Source organism: Psychrobacter sp. UBA3480 (assembly GCF_002377945.1).
Classification (GTDB): domain Bacteria; phylum Pseudomonadota; class Gammaproteobacteria; order Pseudomonadales; family Moraxellaceae; genus Psychrobacter.
Genome location: NZ_DFQV01000009.1, coordinates 37,705 through 50,929, shown reverse-complemented (window position 1 = coordinate 50,929; position 13,225 = coordinate 37,705). Strand labels below are relative to the sequence as shown.

The window sequence follows — 13,225 nt, the reverse complement described above, 5'->3', positions numbered from 1 at the left end:
AAAACCAAATCATAGCGTCGGGTACACAATAAAAGGATAATCGCTTGACTGATTCCATGAGCCGCCGTATAAAGTTTGAATCATTGACCCCAGCACAGCTAAAAACCGTGCTTGGTGAATACAATAATCACATGAAATATATCCAAGAACGCCTCGATATTAAAATCATGCAGCGTCAAGGCGATTTTTGCCTGAGTGGCGATGTGACCAATGTCGAACGCGGTGAACGTATTATCTACAAAATGGTAGATGAAGCACAGAACACTAAAGACATCAGTGCAGAAGAGCTGCACCTTATCATCCAATCTAGTCTCTCTCGTGATGAAGACATCGAAGAAGACGAGCAAGACTATGATGATATGGAATATGATGAAGACTTGGATGAGGCTAGCGAATTTACGCCCATCAGTTTACGTACACGTAAAGGCCGCATCGTTCCGCGTGGCAGCAACCAACAGCGTTACGTAAAAAACGTCCTGAGCTCTGACGTATCGTTTGGTATTGGGCCAGCTGGTACGGGTAAAACGTATCTAGCGGTGGCATGTGCCGTCGATATGCTTGAGCGTAATGAGATTGAGCGTATTTTGCTAGTGCGTCCAGCAGTAGAAGCTGGTGAAAAGTTGGGCTTCTTGCCAGGTGATTTGACCCAAAAAATCGATCCATACTTACGCCCGCTATATGACGCACTCTATGAGATGATAGGCTTTGAGAAAGTCGGTAAAATGATTGAGCGTCAGATTATCGAAGTGGCGCCGCTTGCCTATATGCGTGGTCGTACTTTGAATAACTCGTTTGTCATTCTAGATGAAGCGCAAAATACCACGCCTGAACAGATGAAAATGTTTTTGACACGTTTGGGCTTTGGCTCACGTGCTGTCATCACTGGTGACATTACTCAGGTGGATTTGCCACGTGGTCACAAATCAGGCTTGGCACAAGCGATGGATATTCTAAAAGATATTGAAGAGATTCATATCACAAAGTTTGATTCAAAAGACGTCGTACGACATCAATTGGTACAGCAAATTGTTGAAGCCTATGACGTATTTGATGAAGAGCAAATGGCTTTAGAAGAAAAACGTAAGTTTGAACGTATTAAAGAACAAGAGCGTAGACAAGCCGTCGCTAACGCAGCAGCCAATCTGTAATAATAAGCCAATAACTGGGCTATAGTAATTTGCTATAAGCATTTATCTTGCATAAGAAAACCGGATTACTAAAAGTAGTCCGGTTTTTTCTTACCGACAGTTTATTGAATTTAGCTCTTTCGCTACTAGTCGCCTACCAGCAACTTAGCTATAGTAGCCTCTATATGTTTTATACATGAGCCTCTATTTATTGGCCAATAAATTTAGCAATGAAAAACAGTAATCAAGCTACTTTTATGGTAAAAAACTGGCAAATAAATCACCTAGACGCTGCAGCGTTAGAAACACATTTATAATAAAAAGGACAGCAATATGAGCCAACCTGACAATACTAATTTCGATGACAAGATTGCTAGCAACCATGCCAGCTTAGCAGCACTTGATATCAGTGCAACCGACAGTATTGATGATGAAGTATTAGATACTTTTTATAATCACGAGCATTTACTATCAGTCATGATGGCGACTTTGGATTATATAGACGGTCGTATTAATAATGGTCTGACCCTATCCTATTTTGCAGATATTGATCCTGAGCTGTGGCAGGAAAAGTCTAAAACATTGGATATATATATCACTGATGAGGTCGAAGGCCGTGCTCTAAATCTAGAAGCACGCGGCAAGGACTATGCAACCAATATTTTGTCTTATCCAAGCGAATTACCTGCAGACGTCATTGAGCTGATGCCAACATTGCCTCTTGGTGAGCTAATTATCTGTCATGAAGTGATGGTACGTGAAGCGGCTGAACAGGACAAAACCGTGGCGCAGCACATCAGCCATTTGCTAATACATGGCGTGCTACACCTACTGGGTTTTGATCATGAGCTCGGACAAGCTGAACAAGATGAGATGGAGTACTTTGAAATTGAGATTTTGGCAGGCCTAAACCTACCAAACCCTTATATCTAAACTAGCACTGCTTTATTAAACAGTCTTCTAACTATTAAGCAGCTATCAATCTTTAGATAGTGGCAATTTTTGCGCTTGACCCATCTGATTAATCATATGATCCAAGCCTTTAACATGGACACTGCGCTGCGGGAATGGAATCTCAATCTTCTCATCATCTAGAGCTTGCTTGAACTGCTCTAGTAGCTCGCATTGCATCGACCACCAGTCGGCATTGGTTGTCCAAACGTTCAGGGTAAGATCTACTGAATTATCGCCTAGATTGGTCACTCGTACGATAGGCTCAGGATCAGTGAAAGCCAATGGATTGTTTCTTGCCAGACTTAACATCACGTCTTTAGCCGTTTTGATATCAGCATCGTAGCCAATACCGACGGTGATATCGACGCGGCGATTGGGTAGCGCTGTATAATTGACCACAGGTGAAGTCGTGATATCGCTATTAGGAATGATGATATCGTGATTGTTAATGGTCGTCAGATGGGTATTAACCAAGGTAATTTCTGTCACCGTACCTGTGTAGCTACTAATCTGTACATAATCACCGCGCACAAACGGACGAAATGTCACAATCATAATACCAGCGGCAAAATTTGATAGCTGGTCTTTTAGTGACAAACCAACGGCAACAGCGGCACCACCTAAGATTGCGACGACCGAAGTAGTCTGTACACCGACTTTGCTAAGTGCAGCTAAAATAACCACGACCAGTAGTACGCCATACAATAGACGACTTAAAAAACTAGCAACTGTCTCGTCCAGATGGCTACGCGTCATCAAGCGATCGGAAAAAGCGACTGCTTTTTTGGCAAGCCAACGTCCAACGATAAATATAAGTATTGCCAAAGCGACTTTAATGACCAGCTCTAGGGCATTGCTCGTTAAGGTAGCGACATCGACGGTAAAACCTAAAAATTCCATACTGACTCTTTATTTTATAGCTGTGTGTTATGAACTTGAGTATCTGTAATGATAAAAATAGTGCATTAAGCGTTATTCTTAACAGTCGTGTTTTCAGTGACATTTTTTCCAGCAACTTTATTTTCAGTAGCTTTAATTTCAGTAACTTTCTTCTTAGCACCTACCTTCTTAGTGCTTGAATACGTTAACCTTAGTACGTTACTTCGACTGTATCACTATAGCGGTAAGTACGTATCAAGCGCAGCTCGACGATATCGCTCATGTCTTCGGTGAACTTACCAAAGGGTGCTGCTTGTCGTACAGACTGCTTGGCCGCTTCATCCAATATCGTAGAGTTCGAGCTTTCAAGCAGTCGAATGGCTTTGATGTTGCCGTCGTTACTGATGATAACCATAAGGCGTACTTCACCCGTAATACCTTGGGCACGCGCTTGCACGGGATAATGCAAGTTGCCCACTCGCTCGACATGCTCACGGAATGTATTGATATAGTCTGCTGCCGCACCCCGTGTGGTCGAATTACTATCCATTGTCACGACTTTGGATTTGGTCGCGTAGACCTGCTGACGCTGAGATAGCTGAGCTTCTAAGGTTGCAATCTGCTTACGTAGCCGCTCTTCTTGTGCCATCGCATCATCTTGCGCTTGCTCGCTGTCATTATCCGACTCTACAGTGGCCTGACGCCAACTCAACGTCGTGCGTAGGTAGCTTTCTTGATAACGCTGCTGACGCACTTTACGCTGTAAGTTAACGATGTCTTGAGTCTCGCTTATTTGCTCAGCAGACATTGCACTTAGCTGATTGTTCTCTTGTCTTAGCTGCTCTTCTATTGTACCGCCGCCCTCTTGTGAAGCGTTGGCAATAAAGTGCGCATCTTCATTGGGCTGCATGTTATCGGTCAGCGCCTTTGCCACATCTTGCATCATAGCAGCTGGGTCTTTTCCCATAGAGAAGCTAATCCCGAAGATAATCAGCACATGGACAGCCACCGCAATAACAATAGCGACAGGCAAACTTATATCGCGCTTGGGAGCTTGCGCGGAAAAATGATAGCTCTGTGAGTCTTTTATATAGGCCACAATGAATCTCAGCTTGTGAGCACATCAGTACAAAGCACTATTTAATAAGTGTTGTAACGATAGGCATGATTTATACTGGCGCTATCATAACATGACATAGAATTATGTCGCCAGTATAAGCACTGAGACGGCATTTTGACATCTGCCATGCAGTATTGGTAACCTTATCCGCTGATTGAAAAACGCGCGCTTGAGAATATATAAGGCAGAAAAAACACTGTCTATAACAAATGAATTGCTATAAAACGCATGTGTTCATTTTGAAGCCACTGTATTTGTTATATACTGCTTTAGCACAATAGAATTAGTAGCACGTTACTTTGCAACAATCAGAACTGTGCATCGTCTTAATTAGGCACGGCAGATGGTCAAGCAGCACAGTAAATGTATATTCACTATGCACTAGTATCAGAGGTCAGTTTTTCGCTTTTGCTACCTATCAGTATAAAAATTACTAATGGTCGTAGATATTCAGAAATTATAGATAATTAGCTTTCGTTTAAATCAATGATAGCCTGCAAAGTTTGTTTAGCCATTTTTACGTCACCGATTGAATGACGCGCCCTATAAGGATAATAAGTTTGAGTGACTTTGATAACGTGAATAATTCAGACAATTTTGATGAGTTCTTCGAGAGTATTGGCTATCGTTTTGACGAGTCATTCGGCAGTGGTTGGGAGCGTATCGCCCAATCGGTTAAAGATATCTATAATAAGACGACGGACAAGTTCGAAGATGAGTTGTCATTACCAGTGGCACAGACTTACGTTAACGATGCATTACAAACATTCGTCACCGACAATGTAAAAGCCATTTTAGAGCTACGCGTCGAGATGCATGATGATTGGTTTCGTTTGTACTGCACTGTCAATGCAGGCGGCATCTATGCTGAGGTGGCAAGTAACTTTAGCTTAGTTCACGTTCAGCTCGATCGCAACGTGCAGCGCTTTGTATTTGGTCAGCAAACTTATACCGATATATTAAATCTGCGCTGTGAGTCTTTTATCAAACGTCAAGGTGTCAAACTGGCGATTTGGTTTTATCATAGCGTCCTCAAAAAAGACCCTTTAGGATTTATTCTGTCGTACGTCAATATTGCTCGCGCAAAAGACGAAGTGATTTATCTCGATATCCATCGTTGGTTAAAAAACAACAAGAAAATCATGAGCACCTTGCATAAGGTACAGATAAATTATGGTGAGCTAGAAGAAGAGCAAATGATCTTGAAGGCTCAAATCAACTATCGTGATTTACTGGCGGCCAGCAGTAACGAAGATATCATCGGTGATGATGACGATCCTGAATTGATGCAAGGCCCTATCAACCCTGTAGACGATGCGACTGAGCCAAGCCAAGAATAGCTCGCTAATGTTTTATCCCATAAAAAAACGCTGCATCTTAGAGGTTCTTGGCCTTATAGATACAGCGTTTTTTTATTAAAGTCATCAACTACCAGTAGTTCTCTACGGCAATATTACCCTCACCGCGGCGATTCATCACCAGTCCCAATGTTTTTAATGCCTCTTTGGTATCTTCTACCATATCTGGGTTGCCACATAGCATGACATGCGTAGTATCGATATCTAATGCGATACCTGCACGCGCTTGTAACGTACCCCCTAGTAGTAGCTTTGGCAGACGCTCTGACAATGCACCTTCGACAGGCTCACGAGTGACGATTGGGATAAAGATAAGCTTTGCTGGATTATCAACCAGTGTACCGAAGTCTTCTTGTAGGCTTTCGATTTTTTCAACGTACGCAAGTTCATCGAGCGAACGGGCACTATAAGCCAATACAATGTGTTCGTAATCTTCCCATGTCTTTAAATCTTGTAGCATTGACAAAAATGGTGCTAAGCCAGTCCCTGTTGCTAGCAGCCATAAGTCTTTTGGCAATGGTTTTTGGTAACGTGCTAACGTCAAAAACCCAAATGGCATGGTGTTGAGCAGCAGTTCATCACCCAATTGTAAATGCTGCAATTGCGAGGTAAATGCACCGTCAGGAATTACGATAGAAAAGAACTCTATCACCTCATCAAAGGGCGAAGAGACAATTGAATACGCGCGAAAGACATCTTCATTCAATGCGGTATCAGAGACTTCATCACTTGCATCAGTCTGTTGATAATATTTTAATTGACTAGGATTGACGCCTAAACGTACAAACTGCCCCGCTGTAAACTTAAAACTATCGGGACGGCTGACGGTAAAGCTAAATAAATTTGGCGTCCATGTGGTTTTGCTGAGCACCGTTACTGTTTGAATATTATCACTCATAATTATTCGTCACTTATACTTTATTAAACTATATTTTTATAAGATACCTTTGATAGGTAAAAGAAGACAAATACCAAAAAGGTAAGCATAAAAAAAGATGCGCCAAGCTTATCATAAAGCTGGCGCATCTTGGTTTTTTAACCGTAACAACAGATAGATCGCAGCGACTTATCTGCCGTATTAACTCAGCGACACTACCAAATGCGAGCCAAACTTGCCCACTCAATCATACTATTTGGCAAGATACCAAAGAATAGAATAATCGCAGTCACAGCAATGACCATGATACCACCGGTACGAATACCCCATTGCCCAGACACGTCAAACTCGATGAACTGCTTAGGACGTTTGAACAGCGTGAGTAAAACGCGTAAGTAGTAGAATAGACCAATCGCACTACCCAAGATAATCATCGCAGCCAAGAACCAGTTGGTACCTTGTACCGCAGCTAAGATAGCAAATAGCTTGGTGATAAAGCCTGCCGTCAACGGAATACCAGCCAATGACAACATCATGATGGTCATGACAGCGGTCAATACTGGACGGCGCCAGAATAGCCCTTGATAATGCGTCAACTCATCGGCTTCACCAGATAAGCGATACGGACTCGACATCAACGTCACTACGCCAAAGGCACCGATAGAGGTAAAGGCATAAACCGCCATATACATACTAGAGATACTATCAGCGGCTGAACCAATGCTAACAATTACGATCATCACATAACCCATATGAGCAATAGATGAGTAACCGAGTAGACGTTTCAGGCTAGTTTGACGTACTGCCAATAAGTTACCTACCAAGATAGATAAAGTAGCCATGACCATCAATAGCATTTGCACTGATGGCAATGCCAGCAAAGCAGTATCGATTAAGAAACGCACAGCTAGTGCCATCATCGCCACTTTTGATACTGATGCTAAAAAGGTAGCGATAGGCGCTGGTGCACCTTCATAAACATCTGGCGTCCACATATGGAAAGGAGCAGCCGATAGTTTAAAGGCGATACCAAACATCATCATTGCCGCGCCCAATATCAGTAGTGGCGACTCAAAGATATTGCCTAGTACCATGCTGATTGGCTTAAACGCTAGTGAGCCTACTTCTGCATAGATAAAGGCCATACCCATTAGTAACGTCGCTGATGCAGTCGCCGACAATACCAAATACTTCAATCCCGACTCAAGCGACTGGTTGCGCATATAAGTATAAGCAAGCAAACCATATAACGGTACTGACAGCATCTCTAAGCTCATAAAGAATGACGCCATATGCTGCGCGCTTACCATGAGTAATGCACCAATGGTCGATAGCAGCATGAGCAAATACAGCTCTTCTTTATTGTCTTTGAGATTGGCCAGATACGCATAAGACAGCGTACAACAAGCCAAGGCACAGATAAAAATCACCACCATATTAAACTGAGCAAAGTTATCTATAACAAATAGTTGCTCAGCGTTTGGCGCGATAGATCCGCTTTCAATCACACCGATCATCTGCCCGATAAGGGTAAATAGACCAATGTTTAATCCTGCCACCGTAATCGTACCAGTGACCATATGCGAGCGTTTAAAGGTAATCGCGATCATAACCGTCAGTACCGTAATCACTACGGCGATAATCGGCGCGTAAGGCAACAATCCTATCAAATCATTCATCGTAATATCATTCATGACTTAACGTGCCTCCATTACATCAAGTAGCTGCGACGCATCTACCTGTGTCACTTGACTGTATATATATGCGTTATTGATCCACTGCATAGCGTGACTTGAGGTATCAAGGAACGGCTGTGGATACAGTCCGAGCCATACCAAACCAGCAGCTAACATCAGTAGTAATGACAGCTCGCGCTTGCCCAAATCTTTTAGTTTACGTGCAGGCAAGCCATGTGACTTAGTCTCTCGCTCTGCCAATGCGGCGATGTTGTTTTCACCAAATAGTGCGCGATGAATCAAAATCAACGAGTAAAGACCTGCTAATACCAAACTGAATGTTGCAAAAACCACGAATACTGGATACTGAGCAAATGAGCCAAATAAAATCATGAACTCGCCAATGAAGTTACCCGTACCTGGAATACCAAGCAACGCCGCACAGAAGAACATCAATATCGGTGCGTAGTAGCGGAACTGCCCCCACATACCACCCATCAAGGTCAAATCGCGTGTATGCAAACGCTCATATAGCTGTCCTGCCATGATGAATAGTGCGGCTGAACTCAAGCCATGAGCAAGCATCTGAATCATCAGCCCTTGTAAGCTGAGCAATGTTCCCGCATAGATTGCCAATACCACAAAACCCATGTGCGAGATACTGGTATAGGCCAGCAAGCGCTTCATGTCGGTCTGCATAAACGCAAGCCAAGCACCGTAGAAAATACCAATCGTACCTAAGGTAATCGCTATCGGCGCAAACTCTTGTGACGCTGCTGGAAATAGCGGCAACACAAAACGAATCAAGCCATATGCAGCAGTCTTGATGAGCACCCCTGCCAAATCCACCGAACCTGCCGTTGGTGCCTGCGCATGCGCATCTGGCAACCAGCCGTGGAAAGGAATGATTGGCAACTTCACCGCAAAACCAATGAAGAAGCACAGCATGATTGGATATTCCCAGCCGCCAAGTGACGTACCGAGCAATTCATTATAGTTAAAGCTCACTACCCCTTTTTGGGCATAGCTGATAATGACCAATACCAAAATACCAATGAGCATGATAAGCCCAGACGCTTGGGTATAGATAAAAAACTTGGTTGCGGCGTATTCTTTGGTTTTGCCAACCACATCATGACCCCAAATCGCGATCAAGAAGTAGATAGGAACCAGCATCATCTCCCAAAAGAAGAAGAATAAGAATAGGTCAATCGCTAAGAAAACACCAATAACGCCGCCCAAACTCCATAGCAAGTTCAAATGGAAGAAACCAACGCGGCGCTGAATCTCATTCCACGAACAAGCAACAGCTGCCACACCAAGCAACCCTGTTAAGGCCACCATCATCAATGACAAACCATCTAGCGCTAAGTGAAAGCTAATACCAAAACTTGGTATCCATGGCACACTAAACTCTGCTACCCAAGGCACGTTTGTGCTTGGTGCAATGACTTGCTCACTCATACCGCTAAAATCGCCTTGCTGCCAAAGTACCAACGACAAAGCAAAGGTCAACGCCATACCGATTAAGGCAATCCAGCGCGGCAGACGTTTATTAAATCGCTCTACCAACCAGCATAGCAATCCTGCAATAAAGGGAATTGCGATTAATGCTGGTAGCATCCACGTTTGTTGTAACTCAATCATCTTTTACACCACCGTCATCATTACCAGCACCAGCAATACAGCCATACCCAAGCCAAAGCTTGTGGCATAACCTCGAAGAGACCCTGTTTGCGTCGCAGACAATACTTTATTACCTACTGAGGCCAGCTTAGGTAACAGCAACCACGTTTTATCGATAGGGTCGGCTTTAAGTAAGCGGCCGATGAACAAAAAGGGTTTTACAAAAATTACATCGTATAGCGCATCAAAGCCTAGACCATGGTAGCACCAGTGATACAGTGCCCCACCAATACGTGAGCGCTTAAAGCTAGTAAGCATTCTGCCCTTATTGACGACATACAACAGTGCTGCCAATATCAAACCTGCTGCCATTCCACCCATCGCGATATACTCTGCTGTATGCTTAGCATGAGCTTGACCTGCGACTTCTAATAGATGACCAACACTCTCTGGCAACACACCGTCTAATGGCGGTGTAATCCAAGCACCAACGGCTGTAGATAACACTAGTAATACAGTCAAAGGTAACCAGTACGACACACCTGATAGCTTATGCGCATGGGTTTTTTCTTCACCGAAGAATATGATCCAAATCATACGGAACGTATAAATCGCGGTTAAGAAAGCGCCGAATACACCCATATAGAACAATACTAGATGACCTGTGGCATAGGTCTCCCAAAGAATCGCTTCTTTAGAATAAAAACCAACCGTAACCCAAGGTATCGCAGCGAGTGCACCACCACCGACGATATAGCACCAAAATACCAATGGAATCTTTTTACGCAGACCGCCCATCTTAAAGATGTCTTGCTCATGGTGTACCGAAAGGATGACCGCACCTGACGATAAGAACAGCAATGCTTTAAAGAAAGCATGCGTCATCAGATGGAAAATCGCGCCTTGCCACGCACCCACGCCAAGTGCCAAAAACATATAGCCGATCTGACTCATTGTTGAATAAGCGAGGATACGTTTGATGTCTGTCTGCGCGAGCGCACAGAATCCAGCAACGACCAACGTCAATGCCCCTACACCGCCAACCCAATACAATAAGATACCTGGCGTTAGCTCAAACAATGGATGTAAACGGGCAATCAAATAAACGCCTGCTGTTACCATCGTTGCGGCGTGAATCAGTGCCGATACAGGTGTTGGACCTGCCATCGCATCAGCGAGCCATGTGTGTAGTGGCAACTGCGCTGATTTACCCATCGCACCGCCGACCAACATCATCGTAGTAAGCATCATCGTTGGATTGTTGATATCAAACACTTCTGGCGCACGCGTAATAATTTCTTGAATATTAAGCGTACCGAATTCGCGGAATAATAAAAACAAACCAAAGGCTAAGAACACATCACCGACACGTGTGACGGTAAAGGCTTTCATAGCAGCGCGACCATTGGCTCTATCATGGTAATAATAACCAATCAATAAATACGAACAGATACCAACGCCTTCCCATCCGAGATATAGCAAGAACAAGTCATCTGCTAGCACCAGTAACAACATACTGGCCACGAACAAGTTCATATAGCTAAAGAAACGGGCAAAGCCAGTGTCACCTTTCATGTACCAAGCGGCAAACAGATGAATCAAAAAGCCAATCCCAGTGATGACACCAGTCATGGTCAATGCTAGACCATCAAAGCTCAAGCCGAAATGTGGGGCAAAATCACCAACTTGGAACCACGTCCATAGCGGAACTTCAATTACCGTTCCAGCTGGATTGGTGGTCAAAAAGGTATAGCTAACCACCAGCGTACATAATGCTGATAACAGCATGCTACCCACACCAACAATCGCTGCGACCGTTTCTGATAATTTGTCGCGCATAAAGGCTAAAATCAAAAAGCCAATGAGCGGGAATATAAAGGTTAATGGTAATAAACTCATGACATCATCCTTTCATCTCATTGGCGCTATCGACATCGAGATGCCCACGCTGATGATAAAAACGCAATAATATTGCCAGACCAATTGACGCTTCAGCCGCGGCCAAGGTCAAAATAAAGATAAACATAATCTGTCCGTCTGGATCAACCCAGCGACTACCTGCTACTACAAATGCCAATGCTGCCGCATTCATCATGATCTCAAGACTCATTAGCATAAATAGGAAGTTACGTCGTACCATGACGCCGCACAGACCGATAGCAAATAAAATACCTGCCAAAATCAGTCCATGACTCATGGGTATCATACCCAGTACATTTTGCGCCTCAGCAACTGGCTGTACTAAGCCTGCCACCTCGTGGGCAAACGGCACGTTTGACACATCTTGTGCCACGCTTGCTGCTAGTACCATTAGTCTGACTCCTTGCGCGTAACTTTGTTCGCACCTACTTGACTGCCTACTTTCATGCCTACCTTCATACCGACATAGTCATGCGGGTCAACATCTTTATATTCGTAAGGCTTAGCCATTTCTACGCCGTCATGCTGTGTAAGCGTACTATCATTGTCGTATTGTTTGATACTGCCTACGCTTGGCTTAAAATTTTGGCTATCATTACCGATGACCTCATCGTCGACTGTCTCTTTACCTAAATGATAAGCGGCGACCAAGGCTGCCAATAATAGCAATGCTGCTACTTCAACCAGCATAATGTATTTGGTAAATAGCACCGTACCAACTGCTTTGGCAGAGATAGTCGTGCCACCCATCATGACAGCTTCATCATGATTGAGACCAATCATCGCGTAAAGCACAACGGCAATAATTATCGTCAATCCTGTCGGTATCGCCCAAGTGCCTGCATCGAGCCAACGCTCTTCGCGCTCGTCATTACTCATGCCCAAGTTGAGCATCATGATAACGAAAACAAATAGCACCATAATGGCACCAGCATAGACAACAATCTCTAATGCTCCTGCAAACGGCGCACCTAATACAAAAAATATCCCAGCAATTGCTAACAACGACACAATCATCGATAAGATAGCGTGCACTGGATTGGCCTGAGTCACTACGCGCAGACTGGCAAATATTGCCACTGCTGCAAGCGAATAAAACCCAGCCAGTTCAGGATGGTTCAAAATATTCATCATGGTAGCAAGCTCCTTAGATCAATCGGTGCAGATTCGTTTTGTGCTGCACCTTTTGGTTTATCTGCTACCGCCATACCTGTCACACGATAATAGTTATAATCAGGGTATTTACCTGGTCCTGAAATGAGCAAATGCTCTTTTTCATAGACCAAATCTTGGCGCTTATATTCACCCAGCTCAAAATCTGGGGTCATTTGAATGGCTGTCGTTGGACACGCCTCTTCACACAATCCGCAAAAAATACAACGCGAAAAGTTAATTCTAAAAAACTCTGGATACCAGCGACCGTCTTCACGCTCGGCTTTTTGTAATGAGATACACCCTACCGGACAGGCCACCGCACACAAGTTACAAGCGACACAGCGCTCGTCTCCATCAGGATCACGCGTTAGGACAATACGTCCACGAAAACGCGGCGGTACAGGTACCGGCTCTTCAGGATAAAGGATGGTGTCACGCGGTCTGAGCGCATGACTATTGACCATCCACATGCTGCGGACAATGGTAAATATACCAATGACGGTCTTTTTTATGGTAGTAAACATGGGATTATT

At 44.0% G+C, this 13,225-nt stretch carries 12 protein-coding genes; 3 read left to right on the top strand and 9 right to left on the bottom strand.

Translation table 11 applies throughout. The features are described from left to right. Nucleotides 1–56: 56 nt before the first annotated feature. Together B2863_RS02925 and ybeY are read left to right on the top strand one after the other, a co-directional pair. Nucleotides 57–1,148 carry a PhoH family protein gene (locus tag B2863_RS02925; protein WP_296207564.1) on the top strand — a complete coding sequence of 364 codons (1,092 nt, stop codon included), beginning with the start codon at nucleotides 57–59 and terminating at the stop codon, nucleotides 1,146–1,148. A gap of 312 nt (nucleotides 1,149–1,460) precedes the next feature. Continuing rightward, complete coding sequence (ybeY, locus tag B2863_RS02920; protein WP_296207388.1) at nucleotides 1,461–2,060, top strand: rRNA maturation RNase YbeY; 600 nt, start codon at nucleotides 1,461–1,463, stop codon at nucleotides 2,058–2,060. Between the two features lie 45 nt (nucleotides 2,061–2,105). On the opposite strand, the gene B2863_RS02915 is transcribed toward ybeY, so the two are convergent. Further along, nucleotides 2,106–2,981, bottom strand: coding sequence for a mechanosensitive ion channel family protein (locus B2863_RS02915; protein ID WP_102092965.1), 876 nt, complete (start codon nucleotides 2,979–2,981; stop codon nucleotides 2,106–2,108). Between the two features lie 190 nt (nucleotides 2,982–3,171). Continuing rightward, on the bottom strand, nucleotides 3,172–4,059 hold the full coding sequence (locus B2863_RS02910; RefSeq protein WP_296207385.1) for a TonB family protein: 888 nt from the start codon (nucleotides 4,057–4,059) through the stop codon (nucleotides 3,172–3,174). Between the two features lie 581 nt (nucleotides 4,060–4,640). On the opposite strand from B2863_RS02910, the gene B2863_RS02905 reads away from it, so the two are divergent. Further along, nucleotides 4,641–5,420 carry a hypothetical protein gene (locus B2863_RS02905; RefSeq protein ID WP_296207383.1) on the top strand — a complete coding sequence of 260 codons (780 nt, stop codon included), beginning with the start codon at nucleotides 4,641–4,643 and terminating at the stop codon, nucleotides 5,418–5,420. A gap of 88 nt (nucleotides 5,421–5,508) precedes the next feature. On the opposite strand, the gene B2863_RS02900 is transcribed toward B2863_RS02905, so the two are convergent. The 7 genes from B2863_RS02900 to nuoI form a co-directional block, all read right to left on the bottom strand. Then, nucleotides 5,509–6,336 (bottom strand): ferredoxin--NADP reductase, encoded by an 828-nt coding sequence (locus tag B2863_RS02900; RefSeq protein ID WP_296207382.1) that lies wholly within the window; start codon nucleotides 6,334–6,336, stop codon nucleotides 5,509–5,511. Between the two features lie 194 nt (nucleotides 6,337–6,530). Next, nucleotides 6,531–8,009, bottom strand: coding sequence for an NADH-quinone oxidoreductase subunit N (locus tag B2863_RS02895; protein WP_102091037.1), 1,479 nt, complete (start codon nucleotides 8,007–8,009; stop codon nucleotides 6,531–6,533). Nucleotides 8,010–8,012: 3 nt separating this feature from the next. Beyond that, a complete protein-coding gene (nuoM, locus tag B2863_RS02890; RefSeq protein WP_296207381.1) occupies nucleotides 8,013–9,638 on the bottom strand; it encodes an NADH-quinone oxidoreductase subunit M in 1,626 nt (541 codons plus the stop codon). Between the two features lie 3 nt (nucleotides 9,639–9,641). Next, nucleotides 9,642–11,516: an NADH-quinone oxidoreductase subunit L gene (gene nuoL, locus B2863_RS02885; protein ID WP_296207380.1), complete on the bottom strand. Its 1,875-nt coding sequence runs from the start codon at nucleotides 11,514–11,516 to the stop codon at nucleotides 9,642–9,644. A gap of 4 nt (nucleotides 11,517–11,520) precedes the next feature. Next, nucleotides 11,521–11,829, bottom strand: a complete 309-nt coding sequence (gene nuoK / locus B2863_RS02880; protein ID WP_025653102.1) for an NADH-quinone oxidoreductase subunit NuoK — start codon at nucleotides 11,827–11,829, stop codon at nucleotides 11,521–11,523. Between the two features lie 98 nt (nucleotides 11,830–11,927). After that, complete coding sequence (gene nuoJ, locus B2863_RS02875; protein WP_296207378.1) at nucleotides 11,928–12,671, bottom strand: NADH-quinone oxidoreductase subunit J; 744 nt, start codon at nucleotides 12,669–12,671, stop codon at nucleotides 11,928–11,930. After that, nucleotides 12,668–13,216 carry an NADH-quinone oxidoreductase subunit NuoI gene (gene nuoI, locus B2863_RS02870; RefSeq protein ID WP_010198902.1) on the bottom strand — a complete coding sequence of 183 codons (549 nt, stop codon included), beginning with the start codon at nucleotides 13,214–13,216 and terminating at the stop codon, nucleotides 12,668–12,670. Before nuoI ends, nuoJ begins: the two co-directional genes overlap by 4 nt. Between the last annotated feature and the right edge of the window lie 9 nt (nucleotides 13,217–13,225).

Bases quoted from the DNA above. Each gene is read 5' to 3' on its own strand.
- nuoJ (WP_296207378.1), bottom strand. From the start codon at position 12,671: ATGATGAATATTTTGAACCATCCTGAACTGGCTGGGTTTTATTCGCTT.
- B2863_RS02925 (WP_296207564.1), top strand. From the start codon at position 57: ATGAGCCGCCGTATAAAGTTTGAATCATTGACCCCAGCACAGCTAAAA.
- B2863_RS02895 (WP_102091037.1), bottom strand. From the start codon at position 8,009: ATGAATGATATTACGATGAATGATTTGATAGGATTGTTGCCTTACGCG.
- B2863_RS02900 (WP_296207382.1), bottom strand. From the start codon at position 6,336: ATGAGTGATAATATTCAAACAGTAACGGTGCTCAGCAAAACCACATGG.
- B2863_RS02915 (WP_102092965.1), bottom strand. From the start codon at position 2,981: ATGGAATTTTTAGGTTTTACCGTCGATGTCGCTACCTTAACGAGCAAT.
- ybeY (WP_296207388.1), top strand. From the start codon at position 1,461: ATGAGCCAACCTGACAATACTAATTTCGATGACAAGATTGCTAGCAAC.
- nuoL (WP_296207380.1), bottom strand. From the start codon at position 11,516: ATGAGTTTATTACCATTAACCTTTATATTCCCGCTCATTGGCTTTTTG.
- nuoM (WP_296207381.1), bottom strand. From the start codon at position 9,638: ATGATTGAGTTACAACAAACGTGGATGCTACCAGCATTAATCGCAATT.
- nuoI (WP_010198902.1), bottom strand. From the start codon at position 13,216: ATGTTTACTACCATAAAAAAGACCGTCATTGGTATATTTACCATTGTC.